Origin of the sequence: Cellulosimicrobium funkei (assembly GCF_001019615.1) — a bacterium.
Classification (GTDB): Bacteria; Actinomycetota; Actinomycetes; order Actinomycetales; family Cellulomonadaceae; genus Cellulosimicrobium; species Cellulosimicrobium cellulans_E.
In genome coordinates, this window is record NZ_JNBQ01000026.1 from 12594 (window position 1) to 36412 (window position 23819).

The window sequence follows — 23819 nt, forward strand, 5'->3', positions numbered from 1 at the left end:
ATCGCCCACGGCGTCGGTCCACGAGAAGAAAGACAGGGAAGAGTCATGCCTCCCAAGAAGAAGGTCTCCGGCCTCATCAAGCTCCAGATCCAGGCCGGTGCGGCGACGCCCGCCCCGCCGATCGGCCCCGCGCTCGGTCAGCACGGCGTCAACATCATGGAGTTCTGCAAGGCCTACAACGCGGCGACCGAGTCGCAGCGCGGCAACGTCATCCCCGTGGAGATCACGGTCTACGAGGACCGTTCGTTCACGTTCGTGACGAAGACCCCGCCGGCCGCGGAGCTCATCAAGAAGGCCGCGGGCGTGCAGAAGGGCTCGGCGACGCCGCACACCGTCAAGGTCGCGAAGATCACCGCCGACCAGGTGCGCGAGATCGCCCAGACCAAGCTCGAGGACCTCAACGCGAACGACCTCGACGCCGCGTCGAAGATCATCGCCGGCACGGCCCGCTCGATGGGCATCACCGTCGAGGGCTGACGACAGACCACGTCTGTCCCGGGCGCCCGAGGCGCCCCGGACGACGTACCGAGGCCGGCACGCACCGCGTGCCGGCCTCGGGCACGACGTCGATCCGCACCTCGCGGACGACGGTGGCAGGGTCCGCGCGGACCCGCAGACCACGACTGCAGAAGGAGAAGCAGATGGCAACGCGCAGCAAGGCGTACCGCAACGCCGAGGAGAAGATCGACCGCGAGCGTCTCTACGCGCCGCTCGAGGCGGTCCGTCTCGCCAAGGAGACGTCGACCGTGAAGTACGACGCGACCGTCGAGGTCGTGTTCCGCCTGGGTGTCGACCCGCGCAAGGCGGACCAGATGGTCCGTGGCACGGTCAACCTGCCCCACGGCACGGGCAAGACGGCCCGCGTCATCGTCTTCGCGAACGCCGCGAAGGCGGAGGAGGCCCGTGCGGCCGGTGCCGACGAGGTCGGCGGCGACGACCTCATCGAGAAGGTCGCCGGTGGCTACACCGACTTCGACGCCGCCGTGGCGACGCCGGACCTCATGGGCAAGGTCGGCCGCCTGGGCAAGGTGCTCGGTCCCCGTGGTCTCATGCCGAACCCGAAGACCGGCACCGTGACGATGGACGTGGCGAAGGCCGTGTCCGACATCAAGGGCGGCAAGATCGAGTTCCGCGTCGACAAGCACGCGAACCTGCACTTCATCATCGGCAAGGTCTCGTTCGACGAGAAGGCGCTCGTGGAGAACTACGCGGCGGCCCTCGAAGAGGTCCTGCGTCTCAAGCCGTCGTCCTCGAAGGGCCGCTACATCACCAAGGCCACGCTGACGACGACGATGGGCCCCGGCATCCCGCTGGACCAGTCCAAGACGACGAAGCTGCTCGAGGACGACGCCGCCTGACGGCAGTCCTCCCGCGGGTGGTCCACACCCGCACCACGCACGACGGCGCGGCACCCTGCGAGGGTGCCGCGCCGTCGTCGTCTCAGCGGGAGGACCGGGTCAGCAGGCGCCGAGGTCCTTCCAGACGCCCCACTGCCCGCTCTGCGTCGGGTTCTCGTTCGTCGTCCACCACTTCGCCTCGTAGGTGCGGCCCTGGAGCGAGACGCGGTTGCCGCCCGTGTACACGGCCGACGCGGACCACGCCGGGGCGGTGCAGGTGCCCGGGTCCGTGGGGTCGGTCGGGTCCGTGGGGTCGGTGGGGTCCGTCGGGTCCGTGGGGTCCGTCGGCGTGGTCGGGCCGCTCGCGAGGCGCGAGCCGATGACGGACGCGACCTGGTAGCTGTTCGTCTTGTCCCAGTTGATCGACCAGGTCATGACGCCGCCGATCTTGCCGTACGGCTTCGCGGGCTTGAAGGCGCCGCAGCCGGTGCCGACCTCGAGGCAGTCGACGGCCTTCACGACGTTGGCGAGCGGCTGGTAGCCGCCCCCGGCGGCCTTCTGGACGGCGGGCACGCCGATGCCGACCTGGTCGGGGCGCAGGCCCATCTCGAGCTGGATGCAGGTCAGCGCGGTGAGGAAGTCGACGGTGCCCTGCGAGTAGACCTGCTGGTTGCAGCCCATCATCGAGCCCGAGTTGTAGTACTGGGTGTTGACGATCGTGAGGATGTCCTTGATCGCGAGGGTGAGCTGGTAGTACCCCATGCTCGTCGCCTGGTAGTCGATCGTCTGCGGCGCCATGGTGAGGATGAGGCTCGGGCCGGCCTTCGCGGAGAGCTGGTGCAGCGCGCTCGACATGTAGGTCGCGTTGATGCCGTGCTCGAGGTCGATGTCGACGCCGTCGAAGCCGTACTTCTGCATGAGCCCGTACGCGGTTTCCGCGAAGTTCTTGGCCTCCGTCGCGTTGGAGACGATGACGTTGCCCTTCTCGCCTCCGACGGAGAGCACGACCTTGCGGCCCTGCGAGCGGATCGTCGCGATGTCGGCCTTGAACTGCGCCTCCGTGTAGCCGCCCAGCTCGGCGCTTGAGAGGTTGAACGTGATCCCGCCCGGCGTGCCGGTCAGGTTGTCGGCGAAGGCGACCGCGACGAGGTTGTACGCCTGCGGGATCTCCGACAGGCGCATCGTCACCGAGCCGTTGTCGAAGTTGTGCCAGTAGCCGGTGAGCCACTGCGTGCTGCCCGCGGCCGCGGCGGCGGGTGCAGCGACGGCCGGCGCGGGCGCCGCGGTCGCGGGCGCGGCGGCGAGGGCGCCGCCCGCGGCGACGGTCGCTGCCGCGACGACGGTGGCGAGGGCGCGCAGCGCGCGCCCGGTGCGGCCGCGCGTGCGGCCGGAGAGGACTGTTCTCACGGAAGTGCTCCTCGTGCTCGGGCGGGCCGCGACGTCGCGCCCCGCCGGTCCGCACCCGCGGTGGGTGCAGGGGTCGTCTGCACGCTAGGAGCCCGCGCCGCGCCGCCGCATGAGGGATTCCCCGGCAGTTCCCGGGCCTCGCATACGGGGGAACACCTAGACGGCGACCCCGCCGGACGGCGATCCTGAGCGCGTGGGCGGCGTCGCGCAGACCCGTGGGCGACGGATGTATCAGACGGGCGGCCCGGCCCTCTTGTCCGGGTGGAGGAGTGTCGGCCCGACGCTCCGACTCGCGTGTCGAAGGAGCGAGATGGGACGCAGCCGCACGAGCCAGGAGGGGTGTGACCAGTGACGATGGTTGTCGACCCCACCGGCCCGGCCCTAGAATCAGGCGCTTCCGGGGACCCCCCGCTGATGCCTGACCGGACGAGCGCGCCGAGGACGGTGCCCCCCATGACGAGAACGACCGACGAGGTGGCCGACACCGACGAACCCGGCTTGAGCCTGGGGGACCGGGGTGCGTTCGCGCTCCTCGAGTACCGGGACGGTCGCCCCCACGCGCTCGGCGAGTTCGTCCGCGAGGCGACGCCGCTGCTGTGGCACACGGTGCGCGCCCAGGGCGTCGAGCGCGAGCAGGCCGACGACATCGTCCAGACCGTGTGGGTCGCCCTCGTGCGCAACGCGATGACGATCAAGGAGCCGCACGCGGTCCTGAAGTGGCTGCTCATCACGGCCAAGCGCGCCGCGTGGGAGGCCGTGCGCAAGCACCGGGACGAGGCGAAGCGCCGCACCGAGCTCCCCGACGACACGGACGAGGGCGTGCCGGAGCTGCCCTCGGGAGACCCGACGCCTGACGTCGAGGTGCTCCGCAACGAGCGCGACCGCACGCTGTGGGCCGCGCTGGACCAGCTGCCGGACCGCTGCCGGCGGCTCCTGCGGCTCGTGTCGCTCGCCGACCGACCCGACTACAAGGCCATCTCGGCCGCGATCGGCATGCCCGTCGGGAGCATCGGCTCCACGCGCGGCCGCTGCCTCGCCAAGCTGCGCGACATCATCGACGACCAGGGGGAATCGTGGGAAGCATCATGAGCACCGAGCCGACGCACAGCCCCGACGAGCCGCTCGACGCCGTCGACCTCGCGCTGCTCGCGGAGCTGGCGCGCATCGCCGAGGAGATCGACCCCGTGCCCGACGGCCTCGTGGAGCGGTCGCTGTTCGCGATCACCCTCGCGGGTCTCGAGGCCGAGGTCATGGAGCTGGAGTACGTCCAGGTCCCGGAGATGTCCGTGCGGGGCGACGCACCTCCCGTCGAGGCGCGCACCATCACGTTCACGTCCGAGTCCGTCACGGTCATGATCTCGCTCTCGCCGACCGACGACGGCCGCATCCGCATCGACGGCTGGGCCGCCCCGGCGACGGCGCTGCGCGTCGAGCTGCACCGCCCCGGCACCGTGAGCGAGACCACGAGCGACGACGACGGCCGCTTCGTCTTCGACGCCGTGGACCGCGGCCCGGCGAGCCTCGTCGTGCGCCGTGCCGACGGTGCCGGCGGCGCCGTGAGCACGCCGGTCATCGAGCTCTAGCCGTCGTCGTGCCGCGGGCGACCTCTCGCCCGCGGCACGACGACGTCCCGACCCCCCATTCCTTCCGCGCCCCCGCGCGCGAGCCGCTGTCCGTCGACGACGACGCCCGCGGCACCGACTGAACGTCATCCCTCGAGGAGGAGCACGTGAGCGAGACCCCAGACCAGCCCACCGAACCGACGCCGGAGGGCGGTCGGTACTACGGCGACCGTCCGAGCCGGCTGCAGTGGCGCACCCGGACCATCGACCCCGTCTCGGCGCCTCGTCGCGCGGGGAAGCCGTCTCCCCACCCGACCTGGTACGTCGGTGACCGGATCCTCGTCCCGGAGTCCCCGTTCGACCGTGAGGGAAACCGCTCGCTCCGGTGGCTCGAGGCTGCCGCGGAGCAACGTGGCCTCCGGGTCGACGTCCAGGAGGAGAGCCTCCACGACGCGGAGCTGGTGCGCCGCGCTGGACTGGACGGGGAGACGACGGCGGACCTTCTTCGCGTCTTCGGATACTCGGTCCGCTTGACGTACCGGGACGATCGCCAGGGCGAGCTACCCGACGCGTGGTCGCTGATCGAGGAGCTCCAGGGCAGGCTCTGCCCTGACGACAGGTGCAGCCCTCGCCTCGCGTTGGACCACATGATCGCGCCGTCGCCCTTCATCGGTGGCCAGCCGTACGTGCAGCCCTTCCCCTACACGCAGGGGCTGCCGTACACCCAGGGTCTGCCGTACACGCAGGGTCTGCCGTACACGCAGGGCCTGCCGTACACGCAGGGTCTGCCCTACACCCAGGGCCTGCCCTTCGCGGGTACGGCCGAGTACGCGGCGGCGGGGTCCGGGGGGCGTACACCGGTCAACTGGGTCGGTCCCGTCCCGCGGCGCGCACTCGGCCCGTCGGACGACCGCTTCGTCGGCTCCGACGGGACCCGTCGCCCCGTGGTCGCCGTCCTCGACACCGGTGTCGGAGCACACCCCTGGTTCGACAAGGACCTGGAGCGCCGTGGGCAGATCGTGGACCGCGAGCCGATGCTGCTCGGCGAGCCGCTCTCCGTGCTGCCGGAGACCGAGTACGCCTACGAGGACCCGGAGATCGGAGGCGTCTCGGTCGCGCCCCTGACCGGGCCGCTGGACCCGGTCGCGGGCCACGGGACGTTCATCGCGGGGCTCGTGCACCAGAAGTGCCCCGACGCGGTGATCCTCGCGCCGCGGCTCTACGGGGGGTCGGGGGTCGTCCCCGAGCGTGAGCTCCTGCGGTCGCTCCGCCGGCTGCTTCTCTGGCACGTGCTGGGGCTCGTCGGCCGATCGGACTACGCGCCCGTCGACGTGGTCGTCCTCTCGCTGGGCTACTACCACGAGCGCCCGGAGGACGCGGCGTTCGACGCCCCGTTCGGGGCCCTGCTGAAGGCATTGCGGCGCTACGGTGTCCTGGTCGTCGTGTCCTCCGGCAACGACGGGCAGACCCGCCCGAGCTACCCTGCCGCCTTCGCTCCCCGCCTCGACCGCAAGCAGGTGCCGCCGGTGCCGCTGCCCGGCGAGAAGCTGCTCCGGGACGAGCCGCCCGTCCTGACCGTCGGCGCGACCAACCCTGACGGGACGGTGGCGCTCTTCAGCAACGACGGTCCGTGGGTCACCTGCACGCGACCCGGTGCCTCGCTCGTGTCCACCGCTCCGACGACGATCGACGGCGCCGTGGCACCGTCGCGCTCGGTCGACGAGCTCTGGGGGCCCGGCCGCCGGGCGACGATCGACCCGGAGGGCTTCCAGGGAGGGTTCGCGACATGGAGCGGTACGTCGTTCGCCGCGCCGGTCCTGGCCGGGGAGCTCGCGTCGCATCTGCTCGACGCCGCGTCGGGACGACCGGACCCGGACCCGCATCTCTCCGCACCGGGCGCCGGAGACCCTGCGCGGTGCGCCTGGTTGTGGGGTGCCATTACCCTGTCGACGGGACTGGTCCCGACCGAGGAGCAACCGACGGGGTGAGGGTGACGTGGCCGGTGAGAGCGTTCTGAGAGACCGCCTCGCCGTCGCGGCCGCGCTCAACGCCCAGGGGCGGTTCGCGGTCGCGGCACGCCACTACCGAGCGCTCCTGCGCGAGGCCGCGGGCGACGCTCCGGACGTCTACGTCCAGGTGCGCTCGCTCGTCGGCCTCGCGCAGTGCGTCGCCGAGCACTCGGGGAGCATCGAGGAGGCCCTCGGGTATCTGTCGACCGCCGAGTCGGTCTCCGGCGCGCAGGCGCCGGGTCTGCTCGTGCTCGTGCACGGACAGCGTGGCCTGCTGCTCCACCGTGCAGGCCGAGCGGTCGAGGCGGTGCGTGCCATGGACCGCGGACTGACGGGGGTGGTCGACCTGAGCGCGCCCGAGGTCCCCGTCCTCCTGCTCAACCGCGGATCGCTCCGGCTCGAGCTCGGTGACATCCCGGGAGCCACGGACGACCTCTCGCGTGCCGTGGACCTGGCGCTGGCGCGTGACGACGTCCTGGTCGCCTCGAAGGCACGCCACAACCTCGGGTACGCCGAGTACCTGCACGGAGACCTCCCCGCCGCGCTGAGGGCGATGGACGAGGCGGCGGTGGAGGCGCCGGAACGGCACGCCGCGGTCGGGTTGATCGATCGGGCGCAGGTCCTGCTCGACGCCGGGCTCCTCACGGAGGCGGACGACGCACTCCGTGAGGCACGAGAGCATCTCGTGCGCTACCGCATGGTGCGCGACCTCGCGGAGGTGGATCTCGTGCGGTCGCGGGTCGTGCTCGGCCTGCGCCGGTACGCCGACGCCCGTCGGCTCGCGCGCTCGGCCTCGCGCCGGTTCGACCAGCTCGGAAACGCCCCGTGGATGCTGCGCGCCCGCGTCGCGGAGCTGCAGGCGGCGCTCACGGAGCACCGCGCGGACGACGTGACACCGACGACGGCACGGCGGCACGCGACCTGGGCGCTCGACCTCGCGCGCGAGGGCGGCGCGCTCGGCAGCGTCGCGGGCCTTGGCGTGACGATCCCTGCTCGGCTCCTCGCCGCCGAGTGGCTCGTGTCCTCGGGCGACGTCCCGGCCGCCCAGGACGTTCTCGCGGAGGTCCCCGCGCGACTCGACCGCGCCCCGCTTCCCGTGCGGCTGCAGCACGAGGCCGTCCTCGCCCAGCTCGCGTTCGTGGCCGGGGACCGTCGCGGCGGTGTGCGGGCGGTTCGTCGCGGGCAGTCGGCCCTCGCCGAGCACCGCGCGCGGCTCGGCTCCGTCGATGCCGTGACGGCGTCTGCGGTGCACGGGGTCCGGCTCGGCAACGTCGACGTCGAGGCGGCGCTGCGGACGCGGCGACCGGGAACCATCTTCGACGCGGTCGAGCGCGGCCGTGCGGCGTTCGCGGGCACGGGCCGCGTGCGACCGCCGTCGGACCCGGTCCTCGCGGACCTCCTCGCCGCAGCACGTCGCGAGGTCGAGGTGGCACGTGCTCTCGGAGCTCCCTCGGACCCGGCACACCTCGCTCGACGACAGGACCACCTGCGAGCGGCGCGTCGGTTGCAGGACGACGCGCGACGGCGCGCGTGGCAGCACGGGGGAGGTGCCACGACCCCGGTCGCCGCGACGGAGCGCCGGCTGCGCGCAGCGCTCGGCGCCTCCGGGTCGGCGGCGGTCGTCGCCGACCTGGTGCTCGACGGCGACGACGTGCTCGCGGTCCGCGTCTCCGCAGAGCGGACGCGGCTCGTGCGGCTCGCGTCGCGCACGGCGGTCTCGGAGCATGTGCGCCGCGCCCGGGCCGACTTCGCGGTGCTCTCGAACGTGCTCATCCCCGTCCCGATGCGGGAGGCGGCGGTCGGGTCGCTCACGCGTACGCTCGCCGCGCTCGACGACGCCCTGGTCGTCCCCCTGGAGGCCGAGGGCGACCTGCACCTCGCCGCACGCGACCTCCTGCTCGCGCTCCCGTGGGCCTCGTTGCCCTCACGGCGGGGCCGGCGGACGTGGGCGAACTCCTGGGTCGACCTGCGCTGTGGGGAGCCCGTCCGCCGAGCAGACGACGCGCTCGTCGTCGCCGGCCCGGGGCTACGGTTCTCGGGCGCCGAGGCCAAGCTCGTCGCGTCAGTGTGGGAGGGTGCCGAGGCACTCGCGGGAGAGGGCGCCACGTGCGGGGCCGTGGTCGAGGGGCTCCGGTCGGCGGGGGTCGTGCACCTCGCTGCGCACGGGACGCACGAGACCGACAACCCGCTCTTCTCCTCGCTGCGCCTCGCCGACGGCCCGCTGTTCGCGCACGAGCTCGACGGCATCGACCTGCACGGCGTGGTGGTCGTCCTGTCGGCGTGCGAGGTGGGGCTCTCGACGCCACGCATCGGCGGCGAGTCGCTCGGCCTGACGAGCGTCCTGCTGCGGCTCGGCGCGCGCGCCGTGATCGCGAGCGTGGCCCCGCTGCGCGACGACGTCGCCGCGCGCGTCATGCCGTCGCTCCACGCCGAGCTGCGCGACGGCGCCATGCCCGGGACGGCGCTCGCTCGTGCGATCGCCGACGAGCCCGAGCCTGTCCCGCTCGTCTGCTTCGGCCCGCTCGTCGTCTGAAGTCACCGTGTAACAACCTCCCGGACTCCGAGACGACCGTGGACCTGGCGCACGTTTCGTCGATAGCGTCGGGACAGTCGCATCTGCGGCATCTATCCGTTCTTCCTGGGGGAATGATGAAGCGTTCGCTTGCTCGTCTCACGACCGTCCTGATGGCCTCGGCGCTGCTGACCGGCGGTCTCGCGACCGGGGCGTCGGCGCTCGGCGAGCTCCCGACGCCGTACAGCACGCCGCTGCAGAAGTCGGCGACCGGTGTGCTCCCGACGCCGTACAGCACGCCGCTGCAGAAGTCGGCGACCGGTGTGCTGCCGACGCCGTACAGCACGCCGCTGCAGAAGTCGGCGACCGGTGTCCTGCCGACGCCGTACGGTCAGCCGCACGACTGGACGCTGGCGGCGGGTATCCTGCCCACGCCGTACACGCAGCCGCACGTGCAGAAGCCTGCGGGTCGCGGCTTCGCGCCCGTCGCGGTCTGACGTGTTCCCGAGGCCCCCGGCGCGCCGCGCGCCGGGGGCCTCGTCGCGCGTCTGTCGCGTGCCGCGGTTTGGAGCACCCGCCGTCGTCCCGTACGATGGGCGTGTACCCAAGACCGCCGGTCGTCCGACGCTGCCCGCAGACTCCGTCTGCAGGACGTGACGGACCGAAGTCCCACCACGAGGTGGAGGCCAGCGCAGGTAGCGAATCGACGACGTCCGCCCGGTCCCGCCGTGCGTGCGACTGCGAGCCCCGCGCCTGCGCGGGGCTCGTTCTCGTTCCGGGACGGACGCCGGTGGTACCACCACCGGAAGGATTGCCATGGCGAGGCCGGACAAGGCAGCCGCAGTCGCCGAGATCTCGGACAAGTTCCGCGACTCGAACGCTGCCGTGCTGACCGAGTACCGCGGGCTCACCGTCGCGCAGCTCAAGCAGCTGCGTCGGTCGCTCAGCGGCAACGCAACCTACGCCGTGGTGAAGAACACGCTGACCGCTATCGCGGCCAAGGAGGCCGGTGTCGAGGGACTCGACGCCGACCTGCAGGGCCCGTCGGCAATCGCCTTCGTCACCGGGGACCCGGTCGAGGCTGCCAAGGGTCTGCGTGACTTCGCCAAGGCGAACCCCGCGCTGGTCATCAAGGGTGGTGTCCTCGACGGGCGCCCCCTGACCGCCGCGGAGGTCACGAAGCTCGCGGACCTCGAGTCCCGCGAGGTCCTGCTGGCCAAGGCGGCCGGCGCGATGAAGGCCAAGCTCTTCCAGGCTGCCTACGTCTTCACCGCGAACACCGCCCAGGCCGCCCGCGTCATCGATGCCCTGCGTCAGAAGCAGGAATCGGAGGGCGCTGCCGCCTGATCCCGCGCCCGGGGCACTCCCCGGTCTCGTGATCCACGCAGCGCAAGCACACACCCCGCTTCTGGCAGGCCCGCACCGGGCCGCTGCCGAGCACCGACCGAAAGGAACGCCATCATGGCGAAGCTCAGCACCGACGAGCTCATCGAGCAGTTCAAGGAGCTCACCCTCATCGAGCTCAACGAGTTCGTGAAGGCCTTCGAGGAGACCTTCGAGGTCACCGCCGCCGCCCCCGCCGCCGTCGCGGTCGCCGCCCCCGCGGGTGGCTCGGGCGACGCCCCGGCCGAGGAGGAGAAGGACGAGTTCGACGTCATCCTCGAGGCTGCCGGCGACAAGAAGATCCAGGTCATCAAGGAGGTGCGCGCGCTCACGTCCCTCGGCCTGAAGGAGGCCAAGGACCTCGTGGACGGTGCCCCGAAGCCGGTCCTGGAGGGCGCGAACAAGGAGACGGCCGAGAAGGCCAAGGCTGCCCTCGAGGGCGCCGGCGCCACGGTCACCCTCAAGTGATCTCGCCGGTCCCGTCCTGACGGGACCGGTCAGCACGCCGCACGAGGCCCGCACCCCGACCCGGGGTGCGGGCCTCGTCGTCGTTCCTGCCGCACGACGGCGTGGGTGGGCCGGGGAGCGCGGCGCAGACGGGGACGTGCACGTCGTCGGGCACCCGGGCGGGCGCACCGGCTTCACGGAACGGCCACGAGTGTGCCACCATGTGCGGGTCGACGACGCAGGACAGCGAGGTCGACGGCAGCAGGTTCGCGACCCGCGAGACGGGTCGACGGCGGGCGACGAGGCCCGCGCGAGTACCGGTGAGACGCGCAGGCGTCTGGGGCCGGACGGGGGAGTGCGCCCCGGGGTTGTGTGGCGACGCCTTCTTGGGGTATGCTCACGCTTTGCGCTGTCCTGTGCCCCCGATCTCAGATACCCCCGACCCCCTCGTCGACGTACGTGCGCGTCCGCGAGGTGTCGTGGCGGCGGTGATCGTGTCCAGCCCGGCGGTGCAGCGTTCTTTCGATCTGCAGGGAAGGACCCCTCTTGGCTGCCTCGCGCACCCCTTCTGCTCCGACCGCCGACGCCATCGCGAACCGCACCGCATCGCGTCGCCTCTCCTTCGCCAAGATCTACGAGCCCCTCGAGGTCCCCGACCTGCTGGGCCTCCAGACCGAGAGCTTCGACTGGCTCCTCGGCAACGAGGCGTGGCAGGCGCGTGTCGCCGCCGCGGCCGCGGCCGGCCGCCAGGACGTGCCCTCGACGTCGGGTCTCGAGGAGATCTTCGAGGAGATCTCCCCGATCGAGGACTTCGGGTCCTCGATGTCGCTGTCGTTCTCCAACCACCGTTTCGAGCCGCCGAAGTACACGGCCGACGAGTGCAAGGAGAAGGACTTCACGTACGCCGCGCCCCTCTTCGTCACCGCGGAGTTCGTCAACTACAACACCGGTGAGATCAAGAGCCAGACGGTCTTCATGGGCGACTTCCCGCTCATGACCGAGCGCGGCACCTTCATCATCAACGGCACCGAGCGCGTCGTCGTCTCCCAGCTCGTCCGTTCGCCCGGCGTCTACTTCGAGCGCGCGGCCGACAAGACGAGCGACAAGGACATCTTCTCCGCGAAGATCATCCCCTCGCGCGGCGCCTGGCTCGAGTTCGAGATCGACAAGCGCGACGCCGTCGGCGTGCGCGTCGACCGCAAGCGCAAGCAGTCCGTCACGGTGCTGCTCAAGGCGCTCGGCCTGACCGAGTCGGAGATCCGCGAGCAGTTCGCCGACTTCCCGTCGGTGCTCGACACGCTCGAGAAGGACCACGTCCACACCCAGGACGAGGCCCTCGTCGACCTGTACCGGAAGATCCGCCCGGGCGAGCCGCCGACCGTCGAGGCCGGCCGCGCGCTCCTCGAGAACTTCTACTTCAACCCCAAGCGCTACGACATGGCGAAGGTCGGGCGCTACAAGGCGAACAAGAAGCTCGGCATCGACGCGCCGCTCACGGACTCCACGCTCTCCGTCTCGGACGTCGTCGCGACGATCAAGTACCTCGCGGCCCTGCACGCCGACCACGCGTCCATCCCGGGCACCCGGAACGGCGAGGCCGTCGAGGTGCGCGTCGAGACGGACGACATCGACCACTTCGGCAACCGTCGCATCCGCGCCGTCGGCGAGCTCATCCAGAACCAGGTCCGCACGGGCCTGTCCCGGATGGAGCGCGTCGTGCGCGAGCGCATGACGACGCAGGACGTCGAGGCGATCACGCCGCAGACGCTCATCAACATCCGCCCGGTCGTAGCGTCCATCCGCGAGTTCTTCGGCACGTCGCAGCTCTCGCAGTTCATGGACCAGAACAACCCGCTCGCGGGCCTGACGCACAAGCGTCGTCTCTCGGCCCTCGGCCCGGGTGGTCTGTCGCGCGACCGCGCCGGCATGGAGGTCCGTGACGTCCACCCGTCGCACTACGGCCGCATGTGCCCGATCGAGACCCCTGAAGGCCCGAACATCGGTCTGATCGGCTCGCTCGCGTCGTACGGGCGCATCAACCCGTTCGGCTTCATCGAGACGCCGTACCGCAAGGTCGAGGCAGGCAAGGTCACCGACGAGGTCGTCTACCTCACGGCCGACGACGAGGACCGCCACGTCATCGCGCAGGCGAACCAGGTGCTCAACGTCGACGGCTCCTTCGCGGACGAGCGCGTGCTCGTGCGCACCAAGGGCGGCGAGGTCGAGATCGTGCCCGGCGCACAGGTGGACTACATGGACGTCTCGCCGCGCCAGATGGTGTCGGTCGCGACCGCGCTCATCCCGTTCCTCGAGCACGACGACGCCAACCGCGCCCTCATGGGCGCCAACATGCAGCGTCAGGCCGTGCCGCTGGTCCGTTCCGAGGCCCCGCTCGTCGGGACCGGCATGGAGTGGCGCGCGGCGGTCGACGCGGGCGACGTCGTCGTCGCGACGAAGCCCGGTGTCGTCACCGAGGTCTCGGCCGACCTCGTGCTCGTCGCGAACGACGACGGCACGACCGGCAGCTACCGCATCGCGAAGTTCCGGCGCTCCAACCAGGGCACGAGCTACAACCAGCGCGTGCTCGTCGACGAGGGCCAGCGCATCGAGCCCGGCTCCGTCCTCGCGGACGGCCCGGCGACGGACGAGGGCGAGCTCGCGCTCGGCCGCAACCTGCTCGTGGCGTTCATGTCGTGGGAGGGCCACAACTACGAGGACGCGATCATCCTCAGCCAGCGTCTCGTGCAGGACGACGTGCTCTCCTCGATCCACATCGAGGAGCACGAGGTCGACGCGCGCGACACCAAGCTCGGCCCCGAGGAGATCACGCGGGACATCCCGAACGTCTCCGAGGACGTCCTCGCGGACCTCGACGAGCGCGGCATCATCCGCATCGGTGCCGAGGTCGGCGCGGGCGACGTCCTGGTCGGCAAGGTCACCCCGAAGGGCGAGACCGAGCTGACCCCGGAGGAGCGCCTGCTCCGCGCGATCTTCGGCGAGAAGGCGCGCGAGGTGCGCGACACGTCCCTCAAGGTGCCCCACGGCGAGTCCGGCACGGTCATCGGCGTGCGCGAGTTCAACCGCGAGGACGGCGACGAGCTGCCCGCGGGCGTGAACCAGCTCGTGCGCGTCTACATCGCGCAGCGCCGCAAGATCACGGACGGTGACAAGCTCGCCGGCCGTCACGGCAACAAGGGCGTCATCTCCAAGATCCTGCCCGTCGAGGACATGCCGTTCCTCGCGGACGGGACGCCGGTCGACGTCGTCCTCAACCCGCTGGGCGTCCCCGGTCGTATGAACGTCGGCCAGGTCCTCGAGACGCACCTCGGGTGGGTCGCGAAGCAGGGCTGGGACATCTCGCTGGCCGAGGGCAAGGACCTCTCCTGGCGGGAGAACGTCCCGGAGATCGCCGCGACGTCCGAGCCCGGTCGCCCCGTGGCGACCCCGGTGTTCGACGGCGTCCACGAGGACGCGCTCACGGGCCTGCTCTCGACGACGATCCCGAACCGCGACGGCGACCGCATGGTCGGCGCCGACGGCAAGGCGCGCCTCTTCGACGGCCGCTCCGGCGAGCCGTTCCCCGAGGCCGTGTCGGTGGGCTACATGTACATCCTCAAGCTGCACCACCTGGTCGACGACAAGATCCACGCGCGCTCGACCGGACCGTACTCGATGATCACGCAGCAGCCGCTGGGTGGTAAGGCGCAGTTCGGTGGACAGCGCTTCGGCGAGATGGAGGTGTGGGCCCTCGAGGCGTACGGCGCGGCCTACACGCTCCAGGAGCTCCTCACCATCAAGTCGGACGACGTCCCCGGCCGCGTCAAGGTCTACGAGGCGATCGTCAAGGGCGAGAACATCCCCGACTCGGGCATCCCGGAGTCCTTCAAGGTCCTCCTCAAGGAGATGCAGTCGCTGTGCCTGAACGTCGAGGTGCTCTCGAGCGACGGCGTGTCCATCGAGATGCGGGAGTCGGACGACGACGTGTACCGCGCAGCAGAAGAGCTCGGCATCGACCTGTCGCGCCGCCCCAACGCGGCGTCCAGCGTCGACGAGATCTGATCTCGGGCAGGCGGGAGCGGGTCACCCCGCTCCCGCCGACGACCCCCACACCAACCGTCTTTATGGCGTCGGCACCGGCCCCGGCCGGTCCCGGCAGACGAAGGAAGTAGGACAACTTGCTCGACGTCAACGTCTTCGACGAGCTGCGCATCGGCCTGGCCACGGCCGACGACATCCGTGCGTGGTCGCACGGAGAGGTGAAGAAGCCCGAGACCATCAACTACCGCACCCTCAAGCCCGAGAAGGACGGACTCTTCTGCGAGAAGATCTTCGGCCCCACCCGGGACTGGGAGTGCTACTGCGGCAAGTACAAGCGCGTGCGCTTCAAGGGCATCATCTGCGAGCGCTGCGGCGTCGAGGTGACGCGCTCGAAGGTGCGTCGTGAGCGCATGGGCCACATCGAGCTCGCCGCGCCCGTCACGCACATCTGGTTCTTCAAGGGTGTGCCCTCGCGCCTCGGCTACCTGCTCGACCTCGCCCCGAAGGACCTGGAGAAGGTCATCTACTTCGCGGCGTACATGATCACGTCGGTCGACGACGAGGGTCGTCAGGAAGACCTCCCCAACCTCCAGAACGAGATCGACCTGGAGAAGAAGGAGATCGCGGACGCTCGCGACAACGACATCAACTCCCGTGCCCAGAAGCTCGAGGCCGACCTGGCCGAGCTCGAGGCCGAGGGTGCCAAGGCCGACGCGCGCCGCAAGGTCCGCGACTCGGCCGAGCGCGAGATGGCGCAGATCCGCAAGCGCGCGGACGCCCAGCTCGACCGCCTCGACCAGGTGTGGGACCGCTTCAAGAACCTCAAGGTCGCCGACCTCGAGGGCGACGAGATGCTCTACCGCGCCCTCCAGGACCGCTACGGCACCTACTTCGAGGGCTCGATGGGCGCCGCGGCGATCCAGAAGCGTCTCCAGGACTTCGACCTGGAGGCGGAGGCCGAGTCCCTGCGCGAGACCATCCGCTCGGGCAAGGGGCAGCGCAAGACGCGTGCCCTCAAGCGCCTCAAGGTCGTCAACGCGTTCCTCACGACGACGAACTCGCCCACCGGCATGGTGCTCGACGCCGTCCCGGTCATCCCGCCGGACCTGCGCCCGATGGTGCAGCTCGACGGTGGCCGCTTCGCGACGAGCGACCTGAACGACCTGTACCGCCGCGTGATCAACCGGAACAACCGCCTCAAGCGTCTGCTCGACCTGGGCGCCCCGGAGATCATCGTCAACAACGAGAAGCGGATGCTCCAGGAGGCCGTGGACTCGCTGTTCGACAACGGCCGTCGTGGTCGTCCGGTCACGGGCCCGGGCAACCGTCCGCTGAAGTCCATCTCGGACATGCTCAAGGGCAAGCAGGGTCGTTTCCGTCAGAACCTGCTCGGCAAGCGCGTCGACTACTCGGGCCGTTCGGTCATCGTCGTCGGCCCGCAGCTCAAGCTGCACCAGTGCGGCCTCCCGAAGCAGATGGCGCTCGAGCTGTTCAAGCCGTTCGTCATGAAGCGGCTCGTGGACCTCAACCACGCGCAGAACATCAAGAGCGCCAAGCGCATGGTCGAGCGTGCTCGCCCGGTCGTGTGGGACGTGCTCGAAGAGGTCATCACCGAGCACCCCGTGCTGCTCAACCGTGCGCCGACGCTGCACCGCCTGGGCATCCAGGCGTTCGAGCCGCAGCTCGTCGAGGGCAAGGCGATCCACCTGCACCCGCTCGTGTGCGCCGCGTTCAACGCGGACTTCGACGGTGACCAGATGGCCGTCCACCTGCCCCTGAGCGCGGAGGCGCAGGCCGAGGCCCGCATCCTCATGCTCTCGAGCAACAACATCCTCAAGCCGTCGGACGGTCGTCCGGTGACCATGCCCTCGCAGGACATGATCATCGGCCTGTACCACCTGACGAGCGACCGCAAGGGTGCCGAGGGCGAGGGTCGTGCGTTCGGCTCGGTCGCCGAGGCGATCATGGCGTTCGACCAGGGCACCCTGGACCTGAACGCCGAGGTGAAGATCCGCACGACGGACCTCGTCCCGCCGGTCTCCGGCTTCGAGGCTCCCGAGGGCTGGGAGGAGGGTCAGCCGATCCTCTTCGACACCACGCTCGGTCGCGCGCTGTTCAACGAGACGCTCCCCGTCGACTACCCGTACGTGAACTCGGTGGTCGACAAGAAGCGCCTCTCGGCGATCGTCAACGAGCTCGCGGAGCGCTACCCGAAGGTCGAGGTCGCGGCGTCGCTCGACGCGCTGAAGGCCGCCGGCTTCCGCTGGGCGACCCGCTCGGGCGTCACGATCGCGATCTCCGACGTCGCCACCCCGGCGGCGAAGGCGGAGATCCTCGAGCAGCACGAGGAGCGTGCGCTCAAGGTCCAGCAGCAGTACGACCGTGGTCTCATCACGGACGACGAGCGTCGTCAGGAGCTCATCGAGATCTGGACCCAGGCGACGGACAAGGTCGCCTCCGTCATGCGCGAGAACCTCGAGGCGAACGACCGCAACACCGTGTACCGCATGGTCGGCTCGGGTGCCCGTGGTAACTGGATGCAGGTCCGTCAGATCGCCGGTATGCGCGGTCTCGTGGCGAACCCGAAGGGCGAGATCATCCCGCGCCCGATCAAGTCCAACTACCGCGAGGGCCTGTCCGTCCTCGAGTACTTCATCGCGACGCACGGTGCCCGCAAGGGTCTGGCGGACACCGCGCTGCGGACCGCCGACTCGGGCTACCTCACGCGTCGTCTCGTGGACGTGTCGCAGGACGTCATCGTCCGCGAGGAGGACTGCGGCACCGAGCGCGGCCTGACCCTGCCGATCGCGGAGGAGCTCGGGGGCATCCTCGTGCGCCACCCGAAGGTGGAGACGAGCGTCTACTCGCGCACCCTCGCGGCCGACCTGGTCGACCCCGACGGGAACGTCGTCGGCAAGGCCGGCGACGACGCGGGCGACGTCCTCATCGACGCCGCGGTGGCCGCGGGCGTGCGCGAGGCCAAGGTGCGCTCGGTCCTCACGTGCGAGTCGCGCGTCGGCACGTGCGCCAAGTGCTACGGGCGCTCGCTCGCCACGGGCAAGCTCGTCGACATCGGCGAGGCGGTCGGCATCATCGCCGCCCAGTCGATCGGTGAGCCGGGCACCCAGCTGACGATGCGTACCTTCCACACCGGTGGTGTGGCCTCCGCGGACGACATCACGCAGGGTCTGCCGCGTGTCACGGAGCTCTTCGAGGCCCGCACCCCCAAGGGTGAGGCGCCCATCGCGGAGTTCTCGGGCCGCATCGCGATCGACGACTCGGAGCGCTCGCGCCGTCTGGTCCTCACGCCGGACGACGGCTCGGAGGAGATCGCGTACCCGGTGACCAAGCGTGCCCGCCTGCTCGTGCAGGACGGCGACCACGTGAACGTCGGCACGCAGCTCGTCCAGGGTGCGGTGGACCCCAAGAAGGTCCTGCGCATCCTCGGCCCGCGCGCCACGCAGAAGCACCTGGTGGACGAGGTCCAGGAGGTCTACCGCTCGCAGGGCGTGGACATCCACGACAAGCACATCGAGGTCATCGTGCGGCAGATGCTGCGTCGCGTGACCGTGCTCGACTCGGGCGACTCGCACCTCCTGCCGGGCGAGCTCGCCGAGCGCGGCCGCTTCGAGGACGCGAACCGTCGCGCGGTGGCGGAGGGTGGCCAGCCGGCCTCCGGCCGTCCCGAGCTGATGGGCATCACGAAGGCGTCGCTCGCGACGGACTCGTGGCTGTCGGCGGCCTCCTTCCAGGAGACGACGCGCGTGCTCACCGAGGCGTCGATGAGCGGTCGTCGCGACCCGCTCCTCGGCCTCAAGGAGAACGTCATCATCGGTAAGCTCATCCCGGCCGGTACCGGTCTGCCCCGGTACACCAAGGTCCAGGTCGAGCCGACCGAGCAGGCCAAGACGGAGCTCTACCCGAGCTTCGGCTACGACGAGATCGACTTCCCGGCGCTCGGCATGGGCTCCGGCGAGGCGATCCCGCTCGAGGACCTGGACTTCGGCGACTACCGCTGACGTTCCTCGACAGCCGGACGGGTGCCCGACGGCGTCCCGCACCTCGGGTGCGGGCGCCGCGGGGCACCCGTTCGGCGTCCCGGGGGAGCGCACCGCCCACCGACGGCGGGCGGTGACCTGCTCCTTTGACTACCTGCCGGGCGGCAGGTAACCTGGTAAACCGTGCCCGCGCCGTCGGGCCCTCCGTGATGTCCCTGGCGGGGCGGTGTCAGCGAGCGATCGCTCCCACCTCCGCGCAGCGGGCTCCGGACGGGCCGATGTGAGTGCCCGGGCACTCCGGATCCCGGTCCATGCGGCGCCTTCGTGCCCGCGGGCGGGGGACGGACCATCGAGCCGGTGGTAGGTGGCTGCTGCAGCGTGTCTCGCGCTGCGGGTGCCTCGTGCGATCGGCTCCAGCAGCCAGCACGACCACCATCGGGGATAGCCCCGGTAGCTCGAGAAGACACGGAGACGTAGTGCCTACGATCCAGCAGCTCGTCCGCAAGGGGCGGACCTCGAAGGTGGGGAAGTCGAAGACCCCCGCCCTCAAGGGCTCCCCGCAGCGGCGCGGTGTGTGCACGCGCGTGTACACCACCACCCCGAAGAAGCCGAACTCCGCGCTGCGCAAGGTCGCTCGCGTGAAGCTCTCCTCCCAGGTCGAGGTCACGGCCTACATCCCCGGCGTCGGCCACAACCTCCAGGAGCACTCCATCGTGCTCGTGCGCGGCGGTCGTGTGAAGGACCTCCCGGGTGTGCGCTACAAGATCGTGCGCGGCGCGCTCGACACGCAGGGCGTGAAGAACCGCAAGCAGGCCCGCAGCCGCTACGGCGCCAAGAAGGAGAAGAGCTGATGCCTCGCAAGGGCCCGGCCCCGAAGCGGCCGCTCATCGTCGACCCCGTCTACGGGTCGCCCGTCGTCACGCAGCTCATCAACAAGGTGCTGCTCGACGGCAAGAAGTCCACCGCCGAGTCGATCGTCTACGGCGCCCTCGAGGGCGTCCGTGCGAAGACCGACGGCGACCCGGTCGTCGTCCTCAAGCGTGCGCTCGAGAACGTCCGCCCCGCGCTCGAGGTCCGCTCGCGCCGCGTCGGTGGCGCGACCTACCAGGTCCCCGTCGAGGTGCGTCCCGCGCGTGCCACGACGCTCGCGCTGCGCTGGCTCACGGACTACTCGCGCGCGCGTCGTGAGAAGTCGATGACGGAGCGCCTCATGAACGAGATCCTCGACGCGAGCAACGGCCTCGGCGCCGCGGTCAAGCGTCGCGAGGACATGCACAAGATGGCGGAGTCCAACAAGGCCTTCGCCCACTACCGCTGGTAGTCCGCCCGACCGGCCTCGGGGACCTCACGGTCCCCGAGGCCGTCGGCGGGTCTCCGGCCGGCCACCCCGGTCCGAGCAGCGCCCCCGACTCAACCCACCTAGCGAGGGAAACAGACCGTGGCACTTGACGTGCTGACCGACCTGAACAAGGTCCGCAACATCGGCATCATGGCCCACATCGATGCCGGGAAGACCACGACCACCGAGCGCATCCTGTTCTACACGGGTGTGAACTACAAGATCGGTGAGACGCACGACGGCGCGTCGACGATGGACTGGATGGAGCAGGAGCAGGAGCGCGGCATCACGATCACGTCGGCCGCGACGACCTGCTACTGGAAGAACAACCAGATCAACATCATCGACACGCCCGGCCACGTCGACTTCACGGTCGAGGTCGAGCGCTCCCTGCGCGTGCTCGACGGCGCCGTCGCCGTCTTCGACGGCAAGGAGGGCGTGGAGCCGCAGTCGGAGACGGTGTGGCGCCAGGCGGACAAGTACAACGTGCCGCGCATCTGCTTCGTCAACAAGATGGACAAGCTCGGTGCGGACTTCTACTTCACCGTCGACACCATCATCAACCGCCTCAAGGCGAAGCCGCTGGTCATCCAGCTCCCGATCGGCTCGGAGAACGACTTCACCGGCGTCGTCGACCTGCTCGAGATGAAGGCCCTCGTCTGGCACGGGGAGACCAAGCTCGGCGAGGCGTACGACACCGAGGAGATCCCGGCCGACCTTCTCGAGAAGGCCGAGCAGTACCGCAGCGAGCTCATCGAGGCCGTCGCGGAGGCTGACGAGGAGCTGCTCGAGAAGTACCTCGGTGGCGAGGAGCTGACGATCGCGGAGATCAAGTCCGGGATCCGCAAGCTCGTCATCGCCGGCGAGGCCTTCCCGGTCCTGTGCGGGTCCGCGTTCAAGAACAAGGGCGTGCAGCCCATGCTCGACGCGGTCATCGACTACCTGCCGTCGCCGCTCGACGTCCCCGCGATCGAGGGCCACGACGTCAAGGACGAGGAGAAGATCGTCGAGCGTCACCCCGACGCCACCGAGCCCTTCTCCGCGCTCGCGTTCAAGGTCGCGTCGCACCCGTTCTTCGGCAAGCTCACCTACGTCCGCGTCTACTCGGGCAAGGTCGCGCAGGGCGCCCAGGTGCTCAACTCGACCAAGGGCAAGAAGGAGCGCATCGGGAAGCTCTTCCAGATGCACTCCAACAAGGAGAACCCGGTCGAGGAGGCGAGCGCGGGTCACATCTACGCGTTCATCGGCCTCAAGGACGTCACGACGGGTGACACGCTGAGCGCGCTCGACGCGCCCGTGATCCTCGAGTCGATGACCTTCCCCGAGCCCGTCATCGACGTGGCGATCGAGCCGAAGACGAAGGCCGACCAGGAGAAGCTCTCGACGGCGATCCAGAAGCTCGCCGAGGAGGACCCGACGTTCCGCGTCAAGCTGGACGACGAGACCGGCCAGACCGTCATCGGCGGCATGGGCGAGCTCCACCTCGACATCCTCGTCGACCGCATGCGTCGCGAGTTCAAGGTCGAGGCGAACGTCGGCAAGCCGCAGGTCGCGTACCGCGAGACGATCCGCCGCAAGGCCGAGAAGATCGAGTACACGCACAAGAAGCAGACCGGTGGTTCCGGGCAGTTCGCCAAGGTCCAGGTGACCTTCGAGCCGCTCGACACGGCCGAGGGCGAGCTCTACGAGTTCTCCAACGCCGTCACCGGTGGTCGCATCCCGCGCGAGTACATCCCGAGCGTCGACGCCGGTATCCAGTCCGCGATGGAGCTCGGCGTGCTCGCCGGCTTCCCGCTGGTCGGGGTCAAGGCGACGCTGCTCGACGGCGCCTACCACGAGGTCGACTCCTCGGAGATGGCGTTCAAGATCGCCGGCTCGATGGTCCTCAAGGAGGGCGTCAAGCGGGCGGACCCGGTTCTGCTGGAGCCGGTGATGGCGGTCGAGGTGCGTACGCCCGAGGAGTACATGGGCGACGTCATCGGCGACCTGAACTCACGTCGTGGAATGATCCAGTCCATGGAGGACGCGACGGGTGTGAAGGTCGTCCGGGCCCAAGTACCGTTGTCAGAGATGTTCGGGTACATCGGTGACCTCCGGTCCAAGACCCAGGGTCGTGCCGTGTACTCGATGCAGTTCGACAGCTACGCCGAGGTTCCTCGGAACGTTGCCGAAGAGATCATCAAGAAGACCCGGGGCGAGTGAGTCCCCACAGGTCGAAGACCCGCACAACCATCAACCTGTAGGAAAACCGCAACGCCCCGCGGATGTAGGATCTCTCGGTCGACATTCGCAACGTTCGGCACATCTACCCAAGTCCCAGGAGGACCCCAGTGGCTAAGGCCAAGTTCGAGCGGACCAAGCCGCACGTCAACATCGGCACCATCGGTCACGTCGACCACGGTAAGACGACGCTGACGGCGGCGATCTCGAAGACGCTCGCGGACACGTACCCGGACCTGCCGGCGAACGTCCAGCGCAACTTCGACGAGATCGACGCGGCTCCCGAGGAGAAGCAGCGCGGTATCACGATCAACATCGCGCACATCGAGTACGAGACGCCGAAGCGCCACTACGCGCACGTCGACGCCCCGGGTCACGCCGACTACATCAAGAACATGATCACCGGTGCCGCCCAGATGGACGGCGCGATCCTCGTGGTCGCCGCGACCGACGGCCCGATGGCCCAGACGCGCGAGCACGTCCTGCTCGCCCGCCAGGTCGGCGTTCCCTACCTGCTCGTCGCGCTGAACAAGTCCGACATGGTCGACGACGAGGAGATCCTCGAGCTCGTCGAGATGGAGGTGCGCGAGCTCCTCTCCTCGCAGGAGTTCGACGGCGACAACGCGCCGGTCGTGCGCGTGTCGGGTCTCAAGGCGCTCGAGGGCGACCCCGAGTGGACCTCGAAGATCATCGAGCTCATGGAGGCCGTCGACGAGAACGTGCCCGAGCCCGTCCGCGAGCTCGACAAGCCGTTCCTCATGCCCGTCGAGGACGTCTTCACGATCACCGGTCGTGGCACCGTCGTCACCGGCAAGGTGGAGCGTGGCACGCTCGACCTCAACTCGGACGTCGAGATCGTCGGCATCCGCTCGCCCCAGAAGACCACGGTCACGGGCATCGAGACGTTCCACAAGCAGATGGACCAGGCTCAGGCCGGCGACAACACCGGTCTGCTCCTGCGCGGCATCAAGCGCGAGGACGTCGAGCGCGGCCAGGTCGTCGTGAAGCCGGGCTCGATCACCCCGCACACGCAGTTCGAGGCGCAGGTCTACATCCTGGGCAAGGACGAGGGTGGCCGTCACAACCCGTTCTACTCGAACTACCGTCCGCAGTTCTACTTCCGTACGACGGACGTCACCGGCGTCATCACGCTGCCCGAGGGCACCGAGATGGTCATGCCCGGCGACAACACCGAGATGACGGTCGAGCTCATCCAGCCGATCGCCATGGAGGAGGGCCTCGGCTTCGCCATCCGTGAGGGTGGCCGCACCGTCGGCTCGGGCCGCGTCACCAAGATCCTCAAGTGATCTGACGCTGCCTCCGCAGCACTCGTCGAAGGCCCGGTCCCGTCCGCGGGGCCGGGCCTTCGGCCTGCACCGTCCCTGCGGTCACCGTCACAGTGCCCGTCCCGGTCTCGACTTGGCCCGGGCGGCCTTCGTGTGGCAGACTGTTCAGGTTGCCTGTTACGGGTGCGCTCTTTCACGTGTCGAACAGTGTGTTGAACCGGTCCTCTCGAGGAGGACCAGGACCCCGGGACCTCGTCCCGGGTCTGCGGGTTGAGCTCTCT

The 23819-nt window shown here is 69.9% G+C and carries 16 protein-coding genes; 15 read left to right on the top strand and 1 reads right to left on the bottom strand.

What is annotated here, in order from left to right; translation table 11 throughout:
- Window positions 1-45: 45 nt before the first annotated feature.
- On the top strand, window positions 46-477 hold the full coding sequence (gene rplK, locus FB00_RS15310; protein WP_047233799.1) for a 50S ribosomal protein L11: 432 nt from the start codon (window positions 46-48) through the stop codon (window positions 475-477).
- Between the two features lie 164 nt (window positions 478-641).
- Entirely contained in the window at window positions 642-1358 is a 717-nt protein-coding gene (rplA, locus tag FB00_RS15315) for a 50S ribosomal protein L1 (protein WP_047233800.1), read from the top strand.
- Between the two features lie 99 nt (window positions 1359-1457).
- On the opposite strand, the gene FB00_RS15320 is transcribed toward rplA, so the two are convergent.
- A complete protein-coding gene (locus FB00_RS15320; protein WP_047233801.1) occupies window positions 1458-2744 on the bottom strand; it encodes a glycosyl hydrolase family 18 protein in 1287 nt (428 codons plus the stop codon).
- Between the two features lie 453 nt (window positions 2745-3197).
- Here FB00_RS15320 and FB00_RS15325 point away from each other — a divergent pair, with 453 nt between their 5' ends.
- The 13 genes from FB00_RS15325 to tuf all read left to right on the top strand — a co-directional run bounded on the left by FB00_RS15325 (window position 3198) and on the right by tuf (window position 23559).
- A complete protein-coding gene (locus FB00_RS15325; RefSeq protein ID WP_047233802.1) occupies window positions 3198-3833 on the top strand; it encodes an RNA polymerase sigma factor in 636 nt (211 codons plus the stop codon).
- A complete protein-coding gene (locus tag FB00_RS15330; RefSeq protein ID WP_047233803.1) occupies window positions 3830-4327 on the top strand; it encodes a carboxypeptidase regulatory-like domain-containing protein in 498 nt (165 codons plus the stop codon). Before FB00_RS15325 ends, FB00_RS15330 begins: the two co-directional genes overlap by 4 nt.
- Before the next feature lie 146 nt (window positions 4328-4473).
- Window positions 4474-6294 (top strand): S8/S53 family peptidase, encoded by a 1821-nt coding sequence (locus FB00_RS21250; RefSeq protein WP_052877720.1) that lies wholly within the window; start codon window positions 4474-4476, stop codon window positions 6292-6294.
- Window positions 6295-6301: 7 nt separating this feature from the next.
- On the top strand, window positions 6302-8848 hold the full coding sequence (locus FB00_RS15340) for a CHAT domain-containing protein (protein ID WP_047233804.1): 2547 nt from the start codon (window positions 6302-6304) through the stop codon (window positions 8846-8848).
- Between the two features lie 152 nt (window positions 8849-9000).
- On the top strand, window positions 9001-9324 hold the full coding sequence (locus tag FB00_RS15345) for a hypothetical protein (RefSeq protein WP_047233805.1): 324 nt from the start codon (window positions 9001-9003) through the stop codon (window positions 9322-9324).
- A gap of 319 nt (window positions 9325-9643) precedes the next feature.
- Window positions 9644-10174, top strand: coding sequence for a 50S ribosomal protein L10 (gene rplJ, locus FB00_RS15350; protein WP_021483443.1), 531 nt, complete (start codon window positions 9644-9646; stop codon window positions 10172-10174).
- 114 nt (window positions 10175-10288) lie between these two features.
- The gene (rplL, locus tag FB00_RS15355) at window positions 10289-10678 is read left to right on the top strand and encodes a 50S ribosomal protein L7/L12 (protein WP_021483444.1); all 390 of its coding nucleotides are present in this window, start codon (window positions 10289-10291) and stop codon (window positions 10676-10678) included.
- A 525-nt stretch (window positions 10679-11203) separates the two neighbouring features.
- Window positions 11204-14716, top strand: a complete 3513-nt coding sequence (gene rpoB, locus FB00_RS15360; RefSeq protein ID WP_047233806.1) for a DNA-directed RNA polymerase subunit beta — start codon at window positions 11204-11206, stop codon at window positions 14714-14716.
- A gap of 116 nt (window positions 14717-14832) precedes the next feature.
- On the top strand, window positions 14833-18714 hold the full coding sequence (locus tag FB00_RS15365; protein ID WP_047233807.1) for a DNA-directed RNA polymerase subunit beta': 3882 nt from the start codon (window positions 14833-14835) through the stop codon (window positions 18712-18714).
- A 455-nt stretch (window positions 18715-19169) separates the two neighbouring features.
- A complete protein-coding gene (rpsL, locus tag FB00_RS15370) occupies window positions 19170-19544 on the top strand; it encodes a 30S ribosomal protein S12 (protein WP_021479869.1) in 375 nt (124 codons plus the stop codon).
- Window positions 19544-20014 (top strand): 30S ribosomal protein S7, encoded by a 471-nt coding sequence (rpsG, locus tag FB00_RS15375; RefSeq protein ID WP_047233808.1) that lies wholly within the window; start codon window positions 19544-19546, stop codon window positions 20012-20014. The genes rpsL and rpsG overlap by 1 nt, the downstream gene beginning before the upstream one ends.
- Before the next feature lie 117 nt (window positions 20015-20131).
- A complete protein-coding gene (gene fusA, locus FB00_RS15380) occupies window positions 20132-22234 on the top strand; it encodes an elongation factor G (protein WP_047233809.1) in 2103 nt (700 codons plus the stop codon).
- 128 nt (window positions 22235-22362) lie between these two features.
- The gene (gene tuf / locus FB00_RS15385) at window positions 22363-23559 is read left to right on the top strand and encodes an elongation factor Tu (protein WP_047233810.1); all 1197 of its coding nucleotides are present in this window, start codon (window positions 22363-22365) and stop codon (window positions 23557-23559) included.
- Window positions 23560-23819: the final 260 nt, after the last annotated feature.

Coding starts and splice junctions, on each gene's coding strand:
- FB00_RS15330 (WP_047233803.1), top strand. CDS start 3,830: ATGAGCACCGAGCCGACGCACAGCCCCGACGAGCCGCTCGACGCCGTC.
- FB00_RS15345 (WP_047233805.1), top strand. CDS start 9,001: ATGGCCTCGGCGCTGCTGACCGGCGGTCTCGCGACCGGGGCGTCGGCG.
- rplJ (WP_021483443.1), top strand. CDS start 9,644: ATGGCGAGGCCGGACAAGGCAGCCGCAGTCGCCGAGATCTCGGACAAG.
- rpsG (WP_047233808.1), top strand. CDS start 19,544: ATGCCTCGCAAGGGCCCGGCCCCGAAGCGGCCGCTCATCGTCGACCCC.
- FB00_RS15325 (WP_047233802.1), top strand. CDS start 3,198: ATGACGAGAACGACCGACGAGGTGGCCGACACCGACGAACCCGGCTTG.
- rplK (WP_047233799.1), top strand. CDS start 46: ATGCCTCCCAAGAAGAAGGTCTCCGGCCTCATCAAGCTCCAGATCCAG.
- rplL (WP_021483444.1), top strand. CDS start 10,289: ATGGCGAAGCTCAGCACCGACGAGCTCATCGAGCAGTTCAAGGAGCTC.
- rplA (WP_047233800.1), top strand. CDS start 642: ATGGCAACGCGCAGCAAGGCGTACCGCAACGCCGAGGAGAAGATCGAC.